16 protein-coding genes, 1 other RNA gene and 1 pseudogene are annotated in these 18,504 nt (G+C 43.8%); 8 read left to right on the forward strand and 10 right to left on the reverse strand.

What is annotated here, in order from left to right; all coding sequences use genetic code 11:
• Window positions 1-125: 125 nt before the first annotated feature.
• Window positions 126-557 (forward strand): annotated as a pseudogene (locus tag K6Y21_RS18145) (IS3 family transposase); the annotation flags it as partial.
• 234 nt (window positions 558-791) lie between these two features.
• On the opposite strand, the gene K6Y21_RS18150 reads toward K6Y21_RS18145, so the two are convergent.
• The 4 genes from K6Y21_RS18150 to K6Y21_RS18165 are packed head-to-tail and all read right to left on the reverse strand — an operon-like array spanning window position 792 to window position 6,683.
• Window positions 792-1,475, reverse strand: a complete 684-nt coding sequence (locus K6Y21_RS18150) for a hypothetical protein (protein ID WP_233073298.1) — start codon at window positions 1,473-1,475, stop codon at window positions 792-794.
• A 34-nt stretch (window positions 1,476-1,509) separates the two neighbouring features.
• Window positions 1,510-2,682: a protein-PII uridylyltransferase gene (locus K6Y21_RS18155; RefSeq protein WP_233073299.1), complete on the reverse strand. Its 1,173-nt coding sequence runs from the start codon at window positions 2,680-2,682 to the stop codon at window positions 1,510-1,512.
• Window positions 2,672-4,999 (reverse strand): sensor histidine kinase, encoded by a 2,328-nt coding sequence (locus K6Y21_RS18160; protein ID WP_233073300.1) that lies wholly within the window; start codon window positions 4,997-4,999, stop codon window positions 2,672-2,674. The genes K6Y21_RS18155 and K6Y21_RS18160 overlap by 11 nt, the downstream gene beginning before the upstream one ends.
• A complete protein-coding gene (locus K6Y21_RS18165) occupies window positions 4,989-6,683 on the reverse strand; it encodes an N-6 DNA methylase (RefSeq protein WP_233073301.1) in 1,695 nt (564 codons plus the stop codon). The genes K6Y21_RS18160 and K6Y21_RS18165 overlap by 11 nt, the downstream gene beginning before the upstream one ends.
• A gap of 301 nt (window positions 6,684-6,984) precedes the next feature.
• Between K6Y21_RS18165 and K6Y21_RS21495 the strand changes: the two genes are divergently transcribed.
• Window positions 6,985-7,494, forward strand: coding sequence for a transposase (locus K6Y21_RS21495; protein ID WP_432758007.1), 510 nt, complete (start codon window positions 6,985-6,987; stop codon window positions 7,492-7,494).
• Window positions 7,464-7,802, forward strand: coding sequence for a hypothetical protein (locus K6Y21_RS21500; protein WP_432758008.1), 339 nt, complete (start codon window positions 7,464-7,466; stop codon window positions 7,800-7,802). Before K6Y21_RS21495 ends, K6Y21_RS21500 begins: the two co-directional genes overlap by 31 nt.
• Before the next feature lie 162 nt (window positions 7,803-7,964).
• On the opposite strand, the gene K6Y21_RS18175 is transcribed toward K6Y21_RS21500, so the two are convergent.
• The 3 genes from K6Y21_RS18175 to smpB form a co-directional block, all read right to left on the reverse strand.
• Entirely contained in the window at window positions 7,965-8,249 is a 285-nt protein-coding gene (locus K6Y21_RS18175) for a hypothetical protein (protein ID WP_233073302.1), read from the reverse strand.
• A gap of 509 nt (window positions 8,250-8,758) precedes the next feature.
• Window positions 8,759-9,110: a transfer-messenger RNA gene (gene ssrA, locus K6Y21_RS18180) on the reverse strand.
• A gap of 46 nt (window positions 9,111-9,156) precedes the next feature.
• Window positions 9,157-9,642: an SsrA-binding protein SmpB gene (smpB, locus tag K6Y21_RS18185; protein WP_233073303.1), complete on the reverse strand. Its 486-nt coding sequence runs from the start codon at window positions 9,640-9,642 to the stop codon at window positions 9,157-9,159.
• A gap of 196 nt (window positions 9,643-9,838) precedes the next feature.
• On the opposite strand from smpB, the gene K6Y21_RS18190 reads away from it, so the two are divergent.
• Both K6Y21_RS18190 and K6Y21_RS18195 read left to right on the forward strand, forming a co-directional pair.
• Window positions 9,839-10,273, forward strand: coding sequence for a type II toxin-antitoxin system RatA family toxin (locus K6Y21_RS18190; protein ID WP_233073304.1), 435 nt, complete (start codon window positions 9,839-9,841; stop codon window positions 10,271-10,273).
• The gene (locus K6Y21_RS18195; protein ID WP_233073305.1) at window positions 10,266-10,601 is read left to right on the forward strand and encodes an RnfH family protein; all 336 of its coding nucleotides are present in this window, start codon (window positions 10,266-10,268) and stop codon (window positions 10,599-10,601) included. The genes K6Y21_RS18190 and K6Y21_RS18195 overlap by 8 nt, the downstream gene beginning before the upstream one ends.
• A gap of 171 nt (window positions 10,602-10,772) precedes the next feature.
• Here K6Y21_RS18195 and K6Y21_RS18200 read toward each other — a convergent pair whose 3' ends face one another.
• The 3 genes from K6Y21_RS18200 to nadK form a co-directional block, all read right to left on the reverse strand.
• A complete protein-coding gene (locus tag K6Y21_RS18200; RefSeq protein ID WP_233073306.1) occupies window positions 10,773-11,228 on the reverse strand; it encodes an outer membrane protein assembly factor BamE in 456 nt (151 codons plus the stop codon).
• A gap of 134 nt (window positions 11,229-11,362) precedes the next feature.
• A complete protein-coding gene (gene recN / locus K6Y21_RS18205; protein WP_233073307.1) occupies window positions 11,363-13,030 on the reverse strand; it encodes a DNA repair protein RecN in 1,668 nt (555 codons plus the stop codon).
• Window positions 13,031-13,201: 171 nt separating this feature from the next.
• Window positions 13,202-14,083 (reverse strand): NAD(+) kinase, encoded by an 882-nt coding sequence (gene nadK / locus K6Y21_RS18210; protein ID WP_233073308.1) that lies wholly within the window; start codon window positions 14,081-14,083, stop codon window positions 13,202-13,204.
• 169 nt (window positions 14,084-14,252) lie between these two features.
• On the opposite strand from nadK, the gene grpE reads away from it, so the two are divergent.
• From grpE to dnaJ, 3 genes are all read left to right on the forward strand, one after another.
• Window positions 14,253-14,882, forward strand: coding sequence for a nucleotide exchange factor GrpE (gene grpE, locus K6Y21_RS18215; RefSeq protein WP_233073309.1), 630 nt, complete (start codon window positions 14,253-14,255; stop codon window positions 14,880-14,882).
• A gap of 322 nt (window positions 14,883-15,204) precedes the next feature.
• Entirely contained in the window at window positions 15,205-17,130 is a 1,926-nt protein-coding gene (gene dnaK, locus K6Y21_RS18220) for a molecular chaperone DnaK (protein WP_233073310.1), read from the forward strand.
• A 102-nt stretch (window positions 17,131-17,232) separates the two neighbouring features.
• A complete protein-coding gene (dnaJ, locus tag K6Y21_RS18225) occupies window positions 17,233-18,363 on the forward strand; it encodes a molecular chaperone DnaJ (RefSeq protein ID WP_233073311.1) in 1,131 nt (376 codons plus the stop codon).
• The last annotated feature ends 141 nt before the right edge of the window (window positions 18,364-18,504 follow it).

The raw sequence follows: 18,504 nt of genomic DNA on the forward strand, positions 1-18,504 counted from the left end.
GCAATGTGCGCAACTGTACACCGGTTGGGCCGACAACGTTGAATCCAGAAAAAGAGTCAATTAAACAGACAGAAAAACAGGCCGCCTAAAGCGGCTAATGGTGACAACTAACTTGAAAAACGCCGATTGTGATGGATTTATATTCGCGTCGCATCGTAGGCTGGCACATCGACAAGCGCATGACGACGGATTTGATAAGTAAGGCATTAATGAAAGCTTACAATTTGCGACTGCCACCTCAGGGGCTGGTGTTTCACAGCGATCGTGGCTCACAATATACCAGCAAGCAATTCCGTAAATTGCTAGCGAGCTATGGAATGAGATCCAGTATGGGGGATGTGGGTGCGTGTTGGGATAATGCCGTTGTAGAGCGCTTTTTTGGCAGTTTAAAGCACGATTGGCTATTCAAAGTTAATCAGCCAACAAGGGAATTTATGAAGCAAGATGTGGCCGCTTACATGAAGTATTACAACTTGGAGCGACTGCACTCAGCCAATGGTGATCTGTCACCAGTGGAGTTTGAAAATTCTCAACTAAAGGTGTCCAGTTTTGGTTGACCAGAACAAACTCCATGGCGGATAAGTACGGTACCCAGTAAGATCCTTATACCTATGACGATAGTCTAGTGCTTCGTAACAAGCTAAATATTCGTGATGAAGCATTGTTGGCTGCTGCCGAAAGCGATCTAACGACTCTCGCAACAATGGGGCTTGAATTTCAACTGCCGCCTTATGGGGAGGATTACCGTGTTCAGTATTGATGGTGCAGATCTGGCAAGTATCAGTACACCTTTAGATTAAATGTGGGTTTAGTTCACGAGCCGCTGCGATATTTTTGGCTGATGAACCAGCTTTCGAATTAGCCTTACTAGTCCAGTACTTTCCAAGTTCTTCATAGTAAGGCTTCCACCAGTGCTGCTGAGCCTTTTCCATAATTTTTTGATATCTAGTATCTCCCCGTAAGCGAACCCAACTCTCCGCTTCCACAAAATTTGATATTACAAAATCTATTGCAAGGAAAATATCAAGAGGGTGGTGCATTACTCTTGGGGTGTCTAATAATATGATGTTGCCATACGAATCTAAATCATCTAATTTTTTGCCGCCGTGATGAAAGTGATAGATAGGATGCATAAATTTAGTTGGTTCAGGAGAGTTGTGAAAGTCTAAATGCCAAGCTCCCTTACACGGCTCATCCAGTAGACTCTTGGTATCGTAATGAACATTGATTGTGAGGTCTGTTACATCTTGGTAATTGAAGCAGTTATTCGAAACAGTAACATCCACATCTAATTTTAACGTGAGTTTATTTGTCCATTCATTCCCACGTATAAACTGAGGTTCACCGACATTAAATTGTAGGCCGCGCATTTTGTATTTTAACGGATGCCGGCCATTTGGTTTCCACATCTTTAACTGGTTGATTGTGTTGTCAATAGGACCACTGTTAGAAATAATACCAGTATTTCTCAACATCCCAGAAAGCTCTTTTAATCGATCTATCGTTTCATTATGACTGGGCACTTGGTTTTAGCCTCGCTTTCAGTAGCTCACGCTTAGAAGTATCATCACTATGAAGGGCATAGCCTTTACGTTTGTGCTCTTGCTTTAGTACAGCTGTAATATCAAGGTATTTAGGTTGTTCCCAAGGCTGTATATCTGACTCGCGAACTCTTAGAGCATCATAAGGGTCTAAGGGAGTACCTGAAACTACGCAGTTAACCCAGAGCTTATCGCTCTGATCGCCATCAGGGTAGCTTAATTGAATCGGCTCCAACTCGTTAGTGCCTAGTATTTTTTTTAGTTCTTCAACTCGCTCCGAACAAGATAAGGCGTTTAATGGTTCACCATCTTCAGAGTTATTGTACCACCAGTATTCAATGGCGGGTGTCCACCAACGTTGTTTAACATTAGAAAAAATTCCGGTGTAACGATAGTCAGATAAAGCCTCAAGTACTTTGTCCCAATCCGTAGAACGTTCAATATCTACCCCTAGCTTTGTGGCTAACATTTTTTCAGTGGAGAGCATTCCAGCGCTTCGTATTAAAGAAGAAAAAATGCAACTCACTACCGCGTGTGGCATCTTCGATTTTGCTTTGAGGTAATCGATCAGTCGAGAGTCTACAAATTGAAAAATAGTGTCGTTGCAGTTTAATAAATTTTGGACTTCTTGATCATTGAACTCGTTAATACCAATAGGCCTTTTCGCAAAGTGATAGGCTTCTACCACATCGCAAAGTACTGTTTTTGCTCTTTCTGCGAAAGCTGACTGGGTTAAATTATCTTTTATGATTACGTAGTCGAATAGGTTTGAAGAAGTATCATCTGGTTTAAAGGAAGCAACAATGTTTCTATTACTAGAGAGAAGTATCAATGGGCAGTGTGACAAATTACCCATAGTCATTTCTGTTCTGAGATGTTGAGCTAGAGTCGTACCGTGGTAATCAGCACGTTGCTCATCTACACTCTTTTTGACGAGCTCTTGGTCGATAATAAAGCCGCTATATGGCTCGTTGTTTCCACTCGTAGTCTCAAAACCTGATTTAAATTCTTTAATAACATCAGGAATACTCATTACTTGTATATGTTTTATGGATATACCAGAGTCTTTACAAAGTATCTCTGTAAAGCCTGTCACATCTCTCAACTCATCATCGTCAATGTAAAGGTAATTAATAGGCATCTTCAGGGATCTCTTCTTGTTTGGCTCTTGGTAGTAGAATCTGGATACATGTGTTGTAACCCTCAGATGGTTCTACGACTGTAATTTCACCATCCAACTCATCAATGATTTGCTCGGTAATCGATAGACCTAAGCCCATTCCACGGCCATACTCATTGTCTGAGGCATAGGACTTAGCTGGCACTTCAGTTGTGTATAGTGGCATGAAAACTTGAGTTCGCTTACTCTCAGGAATTCCATCTCCATTATCCTCAAAGCGAATAGTAATCCAGTCACTGGTAGAACTAACATCAAACAATATTTTTCCAGTTTGTCTTTTGGCTCTATCAATTGCTTTGCATGCATTTGTAAACATATTGATAAGTACCGACATTAACTCTGAAATATGGAGTGGTTTCAACCAGATATCCCAATCATCATAACGAACCTCAAGCTCATAGCCTCGGCGCTCAATGGTCGGTTTCATTGCTTCAAAGAAGTCAGATACAATTTGTCGAATTTCGAAATACTGTCTTTCTCTGTTCGAATTACTGCGTATTGTTCCATCAAAAAAGTCAGTATAGGCATCAAGCATCCCAACACAGCGGTTCAAGTCACTAGAGATGTTACTCAGTTCATCATTCCTTTTAGTCAGCTCATTTAATTTGTGGCTAGCTATCTTTAAGTTGGAAAGATATAGCTGTATTTCATGGGTGAACTCAGATATTGCAAGGCCAATTGATGCAAGTACACGGTGCATCATTTGTTCATTGATAAACTCTTTTACTGTGAAATCTAATTCTTCGACTTTCTCAAGTAGCCTCTCAGGAGCTTGTTCAAAGCCAGTGCTTGTATTATCAATTATCTCACTATTGTCAGACTTCCGCTCTAGTGTCTCTTTTTCAGGAGTGGACTGATAGATAGCTACTTTTTCAATTTCTGCTTTTAGGTTTGAGACTTTTTCTTCAACTTGCTCCACTAGCGGCTTGGGCTTTTTATAGTCTTTTTGGCTCGCTTTAACTTTTCGGCCTCTTTGCTCAGCATTATGAGTTGCTACTTTTATTACTATATCTCTTGTAAGCTTCTGAAGTTTCTCAAAACTAGGTGACTCGATAACGCCTTCTCGAGCAGATGTTTCCTCAAATACCCCTTGGTCGTCATCAAGGCTAACGTGACCATAAAAGTTTGTGTTTGCATGAGGTGGAAGAATAACCCTTCTTCGCGACGACTCATCAAGCCCTAGCCAGTCATTATATCGCTCACCATAAGGAGCAACATTGAACTTATTTCTAAATAAACGAATACCACCGTTATTTGTAAGGAAAGCTTGAAGATAGCGAACTGTGCTTTTCCCTTTCCCCATCGAGAAATAGTACCCTGTAAGTTTGTAGTTAACTGACTCCAGAAGGTAATCGTAATGCTCTGGTAACTCATATGTTGTCACGAGGTCATCACCTAATTCGTCGAATATTGTCAGATAAACATTCTCGTTCCTTACTTCCGCTTCAAATCTTACATCGGCAGCGTTTAAGAATTGTTCTTTTGGTTCGAGCGTAATCGGAATGTTTTTCCCATCATATGATTGATAGCTGAATGTGACATCAAACCCAGGGTCATTTCGTTTAGAATCGGGCTTTACTGTAAGTATGTTGGACAAATAATTGTATGATGTAAGAATGTTGTGCTCTGTCCATGCTTCTCGTGTTCTTGACATGATTAGCTTAGTACCACATTCGAAAGTATCTATATCTTCACTGCTTTCGATTTTGCTAGGGATAAAGTTAACGGAAGTGTTGGCTGCGAACTCTTCCCAATTGATTTCAACTTTTAGATAATTAGTGTCTTCTTGACGCTTGGTTATTATAGTGAGTTGCTCTGCTAGCTTTTGAGCTGAAAATCGCCCAATGCCTTTTCTGCCAGCCTTTTGACGCGAGAATTTAGGGGAGGTTGGGTGCTCATCTTTGTCTGGAGTGCTTATCTTCATAAAGCCATTGACAAGGCTTGCACGACTCATACCAGCACCGTTGTCAAAAAGGCTTATCTCACCACCTTCTTGCTCGGTTCCTACAAAGTTAACACGGACAGATGTTGCATCTGCATCGTATGAGTTTTTTATAAGCTCCGTTAATGCAGTTGTACGTTTAGCTACTAATTGTTCGCCAAGTCGCTCAACTATTTTCGCATCCACAGTAAAACGAACATTATTTTTATCATGTTTAGCGATTTGTTCTGAGAGGTCCAATAGTTTGCTGTAGTCAAAACTCTGTGCATTTGGTTTAGATAATTTCCCACCCAACAAAGTTATTAACTGCTCTTTCAGCTCTAACTCAGTACTCATTATATTTTTTAGCTCCCTTATATCGCTCTCGTCTTAAATCATGGACTGCTTTAACAAGATACTCACACTCTTCGTACGTTATTAGGCCATGCTTGATTAGTACATCATCGACCATCTTGGCTGCAGAGTTAAAGTCTTCTAATGCTAACGTGCTTTCAACCTGAACTCTTAAGCTATCTAAATCATCAATGCATTGCTCTGTAAACAGTACTTTAATGCGTCGCCCTGCAGACGGCTCAATTTTCAATACACCAGAACTGTATGCTCTTCCTTCCAGTTCTGCAGAGAACTGAGTAAAAGTAGAAAGCATGGTCAGTGCCATAGCGCGTTTATATTTTGCACTTACAGGCTTATTGAAAATCACTTTATGAATTGAGTTAGTACAATTAAATTGTTTACCAGTGTTGACGACCATACGTGGCCCGCGGTGAATCATGTAAGATAAAAAGCAATCTGCTTGTAGTCCATCGATTCCCCAGCCAGGAGCAAACCAGTGTGGACGTTTTTTAAACGTACGATTTGTTTTTCTTTCTTCGAGAGATATTTCAGACAGATACTGGAATACTCGAGACGAAGTATCTGTCATTTGCTCTTCTGTCGGACAAACAAGATATACGCGCTGATCTGCATTCGCGCTTTTCTTATGTCTATTTTTATCGTGGATGATACCTTGTAGATAGCTAAATCGGCCAACGACAGGTTTTAACACATTTTCTGGAAGTTGGTGTTGTTCTGCTGTCGAGCGGTTGATAATAAAGTAGTTGTTCGCACCCGTTACCATTCCGATTTTAATATCAACATATTCACTTAGTTCTTTTGTTGTCTCTTTCATAAGAAGATTTCTATACGAAAGTTTCGCACCAGATGAAATGATATCTAGCTTATAGTCCTTCACACTAAGGGTAGTTGTAGCATTAACGTTAGCAATAGCCTGTTTTAGGTCATTCACATTCCCCACAACATTCACCGAAAGGTTACTTTGTGAGATTTCTTTTTTATGAAAACCTTCAGCTAGAAGAATAATCGAAGTTTCTTGCGCACCTTCTTCTTTGAAGAAACGCTCTGCAAGTTTCAGAATCTTAATTCGTTTAAAATGCTTTTGGTGAATTTCTAATAGTTTCTCTGCGTAGTCTGCATGTAACAAGCTACTAGGTAGGACCCAAGCTACACGCCCACCTTCTTTCAGGAAGACTAAGCTATGCAACAAGAAAAAAGCCCACAAGCTTGTATTCCGCCCCATTGTTGTTGCGGAAAAAGGGGAGTTACGAAGAACGCTGTTACATGACTTACGTTGTTCGTCAGTCATGTTATGCATTGATACGTAAGGTGGATTACCAAGAACTACATCAAACTCATTTGTTAAGAACTCAGAAGGATCTACTTGAATGAAGTCTTTTTGGATGAATCTCTTTTCTGATTCAATGTGATTGATGAACTTTGAATTCAAAATTTGAAAAGCATGCTCATCAATATCTACGCCGTATATCTGCTTTTCGGGTACACGAGAGCCTAGCTCGCGCAATCTCGCGATACTACTTTCAAAAAATCCACAACCACCAAAACTTGGTTCTAGGATGTCCTCATTGGTACTTCGAATAGCCCAATCAGCTAGTACTTGGCTTAGTTCTGGTGGAGTGTAATAGGCACCCAGTTCTCTTTTTTTAGGTAAAGAATGTGGGTTCATGATGATAAGTTCTCATTCATCCGAGGATAATTCAAAAGATACAAAGATATCTTCTTATAGTACATGATGTACTTGCGCATTTGAACCACTCCTCGAGATTGGGCTTTGTTCAAGAGTATATACTTCAGTTACTTAACATTTTCTATTCTCGAGAACTCTTCAGCAGCATAGGGAAAGTATCATTGTTTTCCTAAATAGCGCGATATGTGCTATTTATCGCTGGCATGCGCACTTAACTTGCGGCCTCAACCCTTTTCCATTTGTCCTTATCGACTGGGCTGACGTGCGTGAACAGCTGCGAATGATGACATTGCGCGCATCCATTGCCGACAATGGTCGCAGCGTTGTTTTGTATGAACGCACCTTTGAATTCAAGCATTACAATTCTCCTCGCAGCCATCAACGTTGCTTGGATGAATTAAAACAAGTGATGCCTCCCAGCTGCACGCGCATTCTGATCACCGATGCCGGTTACCGAAATACTTGGTTTCGCCAAGTTGAAGCACTGGGTTGGTATTGGCTTGGCCGCTTACGCGGTGAGGTGGGTGTGAAGCTAGCCAAGCAAGGCTGGCTATCAAATAAGAGCCTTCTTGCATGCCAGCTTTATTTGTACAAAGGGGCTGCTAAGAAACGCAAAGGTAAGCGGCATAGCCGCACGGGTCAAAAGCATTCTGCTCAACACTTATATCAAAGTTCAGCAAAAGAGCCATGGATGCTTGCCACCAACTTGCCCCCGCCATGTTTACTGCAAAACAAGTTGTTAATCTCTACGCCAAACGGATGCAAATCGAAGAATCATTTCGAGACTTAAAAAGCCCTGCTTATGGCTTTGGTTTGCGCCATTGCCGTAGTCGCAGCACGAAGCGCTTGGATATTTTGTTACTCATCAGCCTGTTGGCTGAGATTGTGCTTTGGTGCATTGGGCTGATTGCTAGACAGCAAAATTGGCAGTATCAGTTTCAAGCCAACACCATCAAAACCCGCCATGTTTTATCAATAACACGGCTCGCAAAAGAGGTGCTAAGGCGGCGGGACCACCAAAGAAGTTGCGCGGATATACAGTGGGCAATCTGCGAATACGTGCGCGTGATCCATCAAACAGCGATGCTTAAATTATGAGGGGATCCGTCAGATGAGAAAGTTGCTAGCGGCGTGTGTTACGAAAGCACAGTTGCTTAGTTAAATCTGTGTTCAGTCTTTACCATTGCGTTTTACTCTATGAGACCTGAGCTTGCTCTGGGAATGATGGCAATCGTAGTAGGTGCCGATCTTAAACCAGTCTTAAGAATCAAAAACAAACGCTAATCCAACCAAAACTAATACCAGCCCATTAAATATGAGGCCGATGGTGGCGAGTCCGTGAGGATCTTGATGACGCATTTTTGCCACCACACCTAAGAGTGTGCCCAAAATAATAAAACCAAAAAATGTGATGATAGCTGCGAATAGGGCATGGTAGCCATAATAATCTCCGGCAAATCGAGATAGCTTACCAACTAATAAGGCACTCGGAAAACTCAGCGCAAAGCATGCGATGGATGAAACGCCGGTATAGGGTTTTGACATAGGTAACTCTTTGCAAGTGATTTGAATAAATGTTTAAGCTATTGATATTAAAGATATCACTCTTTTCCTTGATGGCAATGCCGACTACTGTTGTTAGATGCATTCTCTGGCATATAAATGGGGGTGGCATTTAGGGCGGTTTGGTGTGTTGGGTAAGTCGACTTGCTATGGTAATTTTCTCATATTAATTGCATTAAAACAGTAATAGGTATCGAACCTTTCGTCTTGTTCTGTTTAAGAATCTTTTACAGAGGTACGGACAAAAAAAGTACGCTATAGGTAATTTATTGGGAAATCTGGTGACCGATAATGACACCTTTGTTACTCATTAATTGGCGTTTTGTTTGTTTATGTAACTTAAACTACTCATTAATTATTCAAGAGTTGAGCTGCAAGACAAGGGCATAGATTGCTTGGCTATTGAAGATAATAAAACCGCAGAGGAAAATTTTGTGGCAGCAAAACAAAAAGGGCAATAACTCAGAGAGTTATTGCCCTTTCCAATCGATTGGTGGAGCTGGCGGGAGTTGAACCCGCGTCCGAAAAGCCTACATCCTCGGTACTACATGCTTAGTTAGTCATTTGGTTAACCATGGCAACTCCGACTAACAGGATTTGATATGGCGAGTCTGATACTGTTTCGCGGTTCAACCTCAGACAAGTTTCCCTCGCTATTCTATGTGGATGACCTTCCGAAACCCTGCCCATAGAAGAGACCTGGGAGGAAGGCTAGCTAGCCTAAGCTGCTAGAGCGTAGTTATCGTCGTTTGCAACTATAACTTTGCGGCTTTTTACGAGGCCTGCCGCACCTCGGCATGCACCTTGGGTTTCGTGAATCCCGTCGAATCCTAAATCAGCCCCAAGCTGTTACAGGCAGTTTACAAGAAACTTGCCCTGCAAGAAAGCACTATCTTACTTTATGTTTCATGGTGCGTTCTTTTTGTACTTGCCATTCGCGGTCTTTAATGTCGGCGCGTTTGTCGTGATCTTTTTTACCTTTGCCTAGCGCAACCTCAAGTTTTACCCAGTTTTGTTTCCAATACATGGCTGTGGCGACGAGGGCGTAACCTTGACGTTCTACCTTACCAATGAGGGTTTCAAGCTCTTTGCGCTTTAGTAGCAAACGTCTTGCACGCATTGGCTCACACACAACGTGAGTCGAAGCCTTGTCCAGTGGAATAATGGTGGCGGCAAGGAGAAACGCTTCGCCGTTCTTGAGGAACACGTAGCTGTCGGTGATGTTAGCTTTCCCTGCGCGGATTGATTTCACTTCCCATCCCTGCAGTTCGAGACCGGCTTCCACTTTGCTTTCTAAATGAAATTCATGGCGCGCTTTTTTGTTGAGCGCGATAGTGTTACTGCCGGATTTTGATTTTGAGTTCTTTTTAGCCATAGATGCGTATTATATTCGGCTGCTGTCAGAAAGGAATAGAATAAGCGAAAAAAGCCCAATAAAGCACTTATTTTCATCACTATGCCAAATTTGTCAGTTAGTGGATGAGGGGATGATGTCCAGCGAGATTGAAAAAAGTGCCTATTTTTGTTTTATTCTCGGGTAAAATAGTATTTTTGTGTTGAGAGTGGTGGTAATGGCACAGATTTCGAAGTCGGCATTAGTGATGTTTAGTGCCAATGAGATGTTTGACTTGGTTAATGATGTAGTGGCGTATCCTGAATTTTTGCCAGGCTGTGCAGGCAGTCGTATTCTAGAACAAACTGAGCGCACCATGCGGGCATCAGTCAACGTGGCTAAAGCGGGGATCACTAAGACCTTTACTACCGAGAACACCTTGGTCCCCGGCGAACGTATTATCATGCAGCTGGTGGATGGCCCCTTTAAGCATTTAAAAGGCGGTTGGACCTTTACGCCTCTTGATGACAAGGCATGCAAGGTAGCGTTAGATCTTGAGTTTGAATTTAGCAGTAAGTTAGTTGAGGTGGCTTTTGGGCGCGTGTTTAATGAATTATGTCACGCCATGGTAAGCGCATTTAGCGAACGGGCAAAAGAGGTTTACTGTGTCTGAGCTGACAATAAAAGTGGAGGTCGCTTATGCCACGCCTCATAAGCAAAAGATTGTCGCCTTGGATGTGGAAAAGGGCCTTACGATAAAAGAGTGTATCGAGCGCTCACATATCCACCATATTTTTCCTGAAATCGATATCGCACAGGCCAAGGTGGGCATTTTTAGTCGTCCGGCGAAATTAAGTGATGAAGTGCATGATCACGATAGGATTGAGATTTATCGTCCACTGATTGCCGATCCGAAAGAAATGCGTAAATTGCGTGCTCAGCGTGCAAAAGCGGAAGGTCGAGCGGATAAGATCACCGGTGGACGGGCGAAGTCGAAATAAGCTAGCGCAGGCTTGTTTTTGGATGACAAGCCGTAAGACAGCTTATAAGACGAGTCATAAGACAAGCCATAAGGCTAGATAGCCAGTCAATCATAAAATGACTGAAAATATAGAAAAGATACGGCTTTGCTAGGCCATAGGCTATTGAGTTAAGCCCATGGCCTGGTGGGATTACTGTGAAAAATCAACAGGTTTACAACGTTCATCGTCTGCTGTGTCAACACAGCGTTGTGCGGACTTTTTGCCTGATTTCGTTGCGTCTTTGGTATAGTTATCGACTCTGTCACTAAACTTTTCTACGATGGCATCGTCTCCCGAGACGCGGGCTAACTTACCGTTGTAGAACACTAATTCCATTTGAGATTGTTCCGATGGCTCTCCCCCTGGCTTTAAATAGTAAATGTAATACCATTTATCATTATCAAAGCTGTCGACTAGCATAGGAGAGCCCATTACATAGGTGACTTGCTCTTTGGTCATGCCTAGGGTGAGTTTTTCAACTTGCGATTCCTCAACGAAATTACCTTGTGGCACGTCGATTTGGAAAACAATCATATCGTAGATGGCTGAACAGCCGCTAAGTGATAGCGCTAAGGTGGCTGCAGCAAGAAGGCTCTTTAATCGCATAAATCCGTTTCATTAAGGTCAATATCAGCGGCAAATCATACCCAGTATGAGACTGGATGTAAAAACTTGCCGTGACAATTTTTGTTATTTTGTGCTTGCTGAAACAATCTTGCGGCTTATTAGCCCTGGTTTGTTTATTGGATCAGCAGCTCTTGTGCATTGGCGAGGGTTTTTTCGGTAATTTCATCGCCCCCCAGTAGCCTTGCAAGCTCAGTCAATCGCTGTTCGGGTTTTAGCGCGTGCATTGAGGTTTCGGTGCTGGTGCCGTCGGTTTCTTTACTAACAAACATTTGTTGATGGCCATGGCCAGCAACCTGAGGTAAATGGGTGACACAAAATACTTGCGTTGTTTCACCGAGTTTTCTGAGTAGCTTACCGACAACAGAAGCGGTGGCGCCACTGATACCAACATCGACTTCATCAAAAATCATGGTGGGTGTGGAGGCTTTTTGTGAGGTGATCACTTGCAGCGCTAAGCTGATCCTTGATAGCTCTCCGCCCGATGCCACTTTGCCGATGCTTTGCAAAGGCTGTCCGGGGTTGGTAGAGACACTAAAATTGATGGTGTCGATACCGAGTGCGCTGATCTCTGCGTGCTCATCGCTCATGATATCGATGGCAAATTGCCCTGAGGGCATACTCAGTTGATGCATGCTCTGGCTGATTTTGTCGCCTAATTCTTCGGCGTAGCGCTGGCGACTCTTGCTAAGTTTGAGGGCATCATCAAGGTAGCGTTGGCGGATCCCGGCTAACTCTGTTTCCAGTTGAATAATGCGCTCCTCTGAACTGGATATATTGCTGAGTTCTTTCGCTAACGCTTGGTGTTTTTGCGGTAACTCTTCAGGATTAACTTGGTGCTTACGGGCCAGCTGCATCCCCTGACTTAGGCGACTGTCTAAGTGATTAAACTGTTCAGGATCCATTTCTAGGCTTTCGGTGTAATGGCGTAGCTGGCTGCTGGCTTCTTCTACTTGGATGATGGCCTCTTGCAGTAAAGTGCATATTTCGGCGAGCGCTGGATCATTGTCTGCTTCACTTTCAACGCGGTTAGCGGCCATTTGCATCAAGCCAAGGGCGTTGACTTCATCATTTTCATAGAGCATGTCGATACCTGCTTGGCATTGCTCCATCAGCGAGCCGCAGTTGGCGAGCTTTTTATGCTCCTTCTCGATTTCCTCAAATTCACCGGGTAGTAGCGCAAACTCGTCTAGCTCTTGTACTTGATATTCAAGCAATTGCTTTTTGGCTTCGTTTTCAGCCTGTTGCTGCTGTAAATGACGTAGCTCTTTGTTCAGAAACTGCCAACCTTGATAGCTGTCTTTAACCTTTCGCAATAAATCTTTATGGCCTGCATAGCCATCTAATAGCTGCATTTGTATTTCGGGGCGCAGTAACGTTTGGTGAGCATGTTGGCCGTGGATATGGACGAGTTGTTGGCCCAAGCTTTTTAGTTGAGATAGCGGTACTGGAATGCTGTTAATGTAGCCTCGCGAGCGCCCCTCATGGGTAATGGTGCGTCGCAGAATACAATCGCCATGTTCATTATCTAACTCATTTTCCCTGAGCCAACGCTGTGCCGCAGGGATATTTGCTAAGGAAAAGCGAGCACTTATTTCCGCTTTTTTAGCGCCCGGGCGAACCATGTTAGCATCGGCTCTGTCTCCAAGGCACAACCCTAAGGCATCAATGGCAATGGATTTTCCTGCTCCGGTTTCACCCGTGATACTGGTCATGCCAGCAGTCAGTTCTAGTTCGAGAAATTTAACAATCGCAAAATTAGTAATGGTTAGCTGAGTCAACATAGTTACGATCCATGAAATACACACACTGTATAAAAAAGCAGTATAGACTGTTTTTTTATACAGTAAAGTACCTGTGTAAAATATTTCGTGGGCGCGATCGCGTTATTTCAATCCGTACCTTAGGCCAAGCAAAGTTCTATCAACCAAGGCTTGAACCATCGGCAGCTGACATCAAAAGTTTTTCTTTTCCCAGCCTAATTTTTGTTGCAGCACAGCAAAGTAGCTGTAGCTAGATGGATGAACCAGTTTCAGTTTATGCTTGTGTTTTTGGATGATGACTTCGTCACCGGGCTCGACATCTAAGATCACATGGCCATCACAGCTGACCTGCATTTCGGCCACATTGTGTGGGGCGACCACTAACCGTACATGGGAGTTAGCATCGAGTACGATAGGGCGGCTACTTAAGGTGTGAGGAAACATAGGGACTAACGTGATGGCGTCTAAGTTAGGCGTTAAGATGGGCCCGCCACCCGACAGCGAGTAGGCCGTTGAACCCGTAGGCGTAGAGATGATCATGCCATCGGCGCGCTGATGTAGCATGTAACTGCCATTAACATACACTTCAAACTCGATCATATGAGCCACTTTACCGGGGTGCAAAATGGCTTCGTTGACCGCGGTTTGACGGCGATGCACCGCACCTTTTCGGATCACTTCGGCTTCGAGTAAAAAGCGATACTCGGTTTGATAATTACCCGCTAATACTTCTTCGAGTGGTTGCTCAAAGGCATCGGGGTCGAGATCCGTAAGAAAGCCTAAATTGCCACGGTTTACGCCGATAACGGCCACGTCGTGCTGGGATAAAATACGCGCTGCGCCAAGCATGTTGCCATCACCGCCCACCACAATGGCAAGATCCACATGATGACCTAATTCATCCACACTCATGCTTTCTACGTCTTCTATATCTAGCTCAGCGGCGACCAAGGTTTCAATGATGACGCGATAGTTGCGTTGGCGTAGATAGTGATGCAACGCGTTTATCGTTTGGTTTGCGCCTAAATGGTTAGGCTTGCCGATTAAACCTATTGAGGTAAATTTTGCGGTCATAAAGTCATCTTTTCAGTAGCTTGAGCTGATTATATCGTTTCAGTATTGGTTAATAATGAAAGTGGTTGGCTTATCAAGCAAGGCTTTTCTTTACACTAAGGTTGAAACTGCCAAAGCGATCCCCATAATAAGCTGCAAGTATTTTAGTTAACATCTAAATGGAGTAAACATGAGCAGCGAAGAGAACAAACTGTCGCCGGAACAACAAGCAGAAGTGCAAGCTAGCGAAGCAGAGCAAGTGGATGCGCAAGCGGCAACTCAAGAAGCTGTAGAAGGTGAAGTGGCTTCACCAGAGCAAGCTAAAATCGAAGAGCTTGAACGAAAGCTAACGGCAGCTGAAGCGAAAGTGGCTGAGCAAAAAGATTCGGTGATCCGCGCTGCCGCTGAAGTGGAGAATATCCGTCGTCGCACCGCACAAGATGTTGAGAAGGCGCACAAGTATGCCCTTGATAAATTTGCCGCTGAGCTGTTGCCTGTGATTGACAACATGGAGCTGGCGTTAAGTCATGCAGATCATGAGAATGAAGAGCTTAAGCCGATGATCGAAGGGGTTGAATTAACTCTGAAAGCCATGCTGAGCTCGGTTGAGAAGTTTGGTGTCGTCGCGATTGACCCTAAAGACGCGCCGTTTGATCCTGAAAAACATCAAGCCATGAGCATGCAAGAAATTCCTGGCGTGCCTGCGAATACGGTTATCGCTGTCATGCAAAAAGGCTATGAGCTGAATGGTCGCGTGATCCGCCCTGCGATGGTCATGGTGTCAAAAGCCGCAGCTAGCTCGGTTGATACACAAGCTTAATCCCTTAGCGTCACGGTAAAAATAACGATGATATAAAAAGCCAACGATCTAGGTCGCTGGCTTTTTTTATATGCAAATCGCTAATGCAATCTTTTCTCATTTGCAAGCTGAAAGGCCCTAGTTTGAGAGCAAGTTAGCTAAAAATAGATGTCAAAACGGTTTTTTCTGACCTTTTTTCGGATTTATTTTCAATTTTTTTTGTTTTTCCCCTTGAAGCCGTTTTTCATAACCCCATATATGAGGCATAGACGGAGCAGCATTAAGCAAAAGCGCTTTAGCTGCCTTCCATAGTTAACATAGATTAAGAATTGGAGATTGCCTGATGGGTAAAATTATTGGTATTGACTTAGGTACAACAAACTCTTGTGTTGCGATCCTAGACGGTGAAACTGCAAAAATTATTGAGAATGCTGAAGGTCACCGTACCACTCCGTCAATCATTGCTTATGCTGAAGATGGCGAAACCTTAGTAGGTCAACCTGCTAAGCGTCAGGCAGTAACTAACCCAGAAAATACCTTGTTTGCTATTAAGCGTCTTATCGGTCGTCGCTTTGAAGATGATGAAGTACAGCGTGACATCAAGATCATGCCTTACAAAATCATCAAATCTGACAACGGTGATGCTTGGGTTTCTGCTCGCGACAAGAAAATGGCGCCGCCACAAGTGTCTGCTGAAGTACTTAAGAAAATGAAGAAAACAGCAGAAGATTACCTAGGTGAAAAAGTGACCGAAGCGGTCATCACTGTACCGGCTTACTTTAACGATTCACAGCGCCAAGCAACCAAAGACGCGGGTCGTATCGCAGGTCTAGATGTTAAGCGTATCATCAACGAGCCAACAGCGGCGGCATTTGCTTACGGTGTTAACTCAACCAAAGGTGACAGCGTAGTTGCTGTATATGACTTAGGTGGTGGTACATTCGATATCTCTATCATCGAAATCGATGAAGTAGATGGCGAGAAAACCTTTGAAGTACTAGCAACTAACGGTGACACTCACTTAGGTGGTGAAGACTTCGATAACCGCGTAATCAACTACTTGGTATCTGAGTTCAAAAAAGAGCAAGGTTTTGACCTAACGTCTGACCCTCTTGCAATGCAACGTCTAAAAGAAGGCGCAGAGAAAGCGAAAATCGAACTTTCTTCAGCACAACAAACGGACGTTAACTTGCCATACATCACGGCTGATGCAACAGGTCCAAAACACCTTAACATCAAGCTAACGCGCTCTAAGCTAGAGTCGCTAGTTGAAGACATGGTTGAAGCGACCCTTGAGCCGCTACGCATTGCACTTCAAGATGCTGACCTATCTGTAAGCGAAATTAACGACGTTATCCTAGTGGGCGGTCAAACTCGTATGCCACTGGTACAGAAGAAAGTTTCTGAGTTCTTCGGTAAAGAAGCGCGTAAAGACGTGAACCCAGACGAAGCGGTTGCGATGGGCGCGGCAATCCAAGGTGGCGTACTATCAGGTGACAAAACTGACGTACTACTACTTGACGTGACTCCGCTATCTCTAGGTATCGAAACCATGGGTGGCGTAATGACTAAAGTGGTTGAGAAAAACACCACGATCCCAACGAAGGGCTCTCAAGTGTTCTCTACCGCTGACGACAACCAAGGTGCGGTAACGGTACACGTACTACAAGGTGAGCGTAAGCGCGCGGGTGATAACAAATCTTTAGGCCAATTCAACCTAGAAGGTATCCGCCCTGCACCGCGTGGTGTGCCGCAAATCGAAGTTACTTTTGATCTAGATGCCGACGGTATCCTACACGTATCTGCGAAAGACAAAGATACAGGTAAAGAGCAAAAGATCACTATCCAAGCAAGCTCAGGTTTGTCGGATGATGAAATCAACAAGATGGTAGCAGAAGCGGAAGCTAACGCCGAAGCGGATAAGAAGTTTGAAGAGCTAGTTCAAACGCGCAACCAAGCTGATGCCATGGTACACGCAACGCGTAAGCAAGTTGAAGAAGCAGGCGATGCACTGGGCGCTGACGATAAAGAAAAAATCGAAGCGGCAGTGAAAGAGCTTGAAGAAGCGGCGCGTGGTGAAGATAAAGAAGCCATCGAAGCGAAAACGCAAGCGTTAATGGAAGCGTCACAAAAGCTAATGGAAATTGCCCAGCAAAAAGCGCAAGCTGAGCAAGCGCAAGGCGGTGAGCAACCAGAGCAAGGCCAAGCGAAGCAAGACGACGATGTTGTTGACGCTGAGTTTGAAGAAGTAAAAGACGACAAGAAATAATTAACCCTATAATAAGTTAATTATGGCGGGTGTTGCGTGACCTATAGGTAACCAACACCCGTGTGTGTTTCCAGCGATGTATCAATGAAGTAATAGTGAATCATGTCAAAACGCGATTATTATGAAGTGCTAGGCCTAGATAAAGGGGCTGGTGAAAAGGACGTAAAAAAAGCCTATAAGCGTCTTGCGATGAAGTATCACCCAGACAGAACCAAAGGTGATAAAGAGTTAGAAGCTAAATTTAAAGAGGTTAAAGAAGCCTACGAAGTGCTCAGCGATCCTCAGAAAAAGGCAGCTTACGATCAATTTGGCCATGCTGGCGTTGATCCCAATCGCGGTGGCGGTGGTGGTCACCAGGATTTTGGCGATATTTTCGGTGATGTTTTTGGTGATATTTTCGGTGGTGGCGGCCGTCGTGGTGGTCAGCAACGTCCGCAGCGCGGTTCAGATCTTCGCTACAACATGGAACTTACCCTTGAAGAAGCGGTAAGAGGTATTTCCAAAGAGATTAAAATTCCTAGCTTAGTGCATTGTGAGCAATGTAATGGCTCAGGAGCTAAAGCGGGTACTGAAGCAACCACATGTGGCACCTGTCATGGCCAAGGCCAAGTACAAATGCGCCAAGGTTTCTTTGCGGTGCAACAAGCCTGTCCAACCTGTCGTGGTAAAGGCAAAATCATCAAGGATCCTTGTAGTAAGTGTCATGGTGAAGGCCGTTATGAGCGCACTAAAACCTTGTCAGTTAAGATTCCAGCAGGTGTTGATACCGGCGATCGCATTCGTCTATCGGGCGAAGGTGAAGCGGGGGAAAATGGCGCACCAGCGGGCGATTTATACGTACAGGTGCATGTGAAAGAGCATGAGATCTTTGTTCGTGATGGCAGCAACTTATATTGTGAAGTACCCATTGGCTTTGTTGAAGCAGCCTTAGGTGGTGAGATTGAAGTGCCGACCTTAGACGGTCGCGTTAAGCTTAAGATCCCAGCCGAGACGCAAACGGGTAAAATGTTCCGCATGCGTGGTAAGGGCGTTAAGTCAGTGCGCGGTGGTGCGGTAGGTGACTTACTTTGTAAGGCTTATGTTGAAACGCCGATCAAGCTTTCTGACAAGCAAAAAGACTTGTTATTGCAGTTTAATGAGACCCTAAAAGGCTCTCAGGGCAATAAGCACAAACCAAAAGAAGAAGGCTTTTTTGCGGGTGTGAAGAAGTTTTTTGATGACTTGACCAAATAACAACACGTTATTTTAAAATGCCACGTTCTGTGGCATTTTTTTTGCGCTGCACTTTTTGCTTTAGCTTGTTAGAATCACTCTGTTTTGTTGGTTTTTTTCATATTTGATTAATTGTGCGCATTTATTCAGCAAATTTGCGTA

Origin of the sequence: Motilimonas eburnea (assembly GCF_021295345.1) — a bacterium.
GTDB lineage: Bacteria > Pseudomonadota > Gammaproteobacteria > Enterobacterales > CBDFNC01 > Motilimonas > Motilimonas eburnea.

Bases quoted from the DNA above. Each gene is read 5' to 3' on its own strand.
- K6Y21_RS18150 (WP_233073298.1), bottom strand. From the start codon at position 1,475: ATGTTGAGAAATACTGGTATTATTTCTAACAGTGGTCCTATTGACAAC.
- K6Y21_RS18155 (WP_233073299.1), bottom strand. From the start codon at position 2,682: ATGCCTATTAATTACCTTTACATTGACGATGATGAGTTGAGAGATGTG.
- K6Y21_RS18160 (WP_233073300.1), bottom strand. From the start codon at position 4,999: ATGAGTACTGAGTTAGAGCTGAAAGAGCAGTTAATAACTTTGTTGGGT.
- K6Y21_RS18165 (WP_233073301.1), bottom strand. From the start codon at position 6,683: ATGAACCCACATTCTTTACCTAAAAAAAGAGAACTGGGTGCCTATTAC.
- K6Y21_RS21495 (WP_432758007.1), top strand. From the start codon at position 6,985: ATGATGACATTGCGCGCATCCATTGCCGACAATGGTCGCAGCGTTGTT.
- K6Y21_RS21500 (WP_432758008.1), top strand. From the start codon at position 7,464: ATGCAAATCGAAGAATCATTTCGAGACTTAAAAAGCCCTGCTTATGGC.
- K6Y21_RS18175 (WP_233073302.1), bottom strand. From the start codon at position 8,249: ATGTCAAAACCCTATACCGGCGTTTCATCCATCGCATGCTTTGCGCTG.
- smpB (WP_233073303.1), bottom strand. From the start codon at position 9,642: ATGGCTAAAAAGAACTCAAAATCAAAATCCGGCAGTAACACTATCGCG.
- K6Y21_RS18190 (WP_233073304.1), top strand. From the start codon at position 9,839: ATGGCACAGATTTCGAAGTCGGCATTAGTGATGTTTAGTGCCAATGAG.
- K6Y21_RS18200 (WP_233073306.1), bottom strand. From the start codon at position 11,228: ATGCGATTAAAGAGCCTTCTTGCTGCAGCCACCTTAGCGCTATCACTT.
- recN (WP_233073307.1), bottom strand. From the start codon at position 13,030: ATGTTGACTCAGCTAACCATTACTAATTTTGCGATTGTTAAATTTCTC.
- nadK (WP_233073308.1), bottom strand. From the start codon at position 14,083: ATGACCGCAAAATTTACCTCAATAGGTTTAATCGGCAAGCCTAACCAT.
- grpE (WP_233073309.1), top strand. From the start codon at position 14,253: ATGAGCAGCGAAGAGAACAAACTGTCGCCGGAACAACAAGCAGAAGTG.
- dnaK (WP_233073310.1), top strand. From the start codon at position 15,205: ATGGGTAAAATTATTGGTATTGACTTAGGTACAACAAACTCTTGTGTT.
- dnaJ (WP_233073311.1), top strand. From the start codon at position 17,233: ATGTCAAAACGCGATTATTATGAAGTGCTAGGCCTAGATAAAGGGGCT.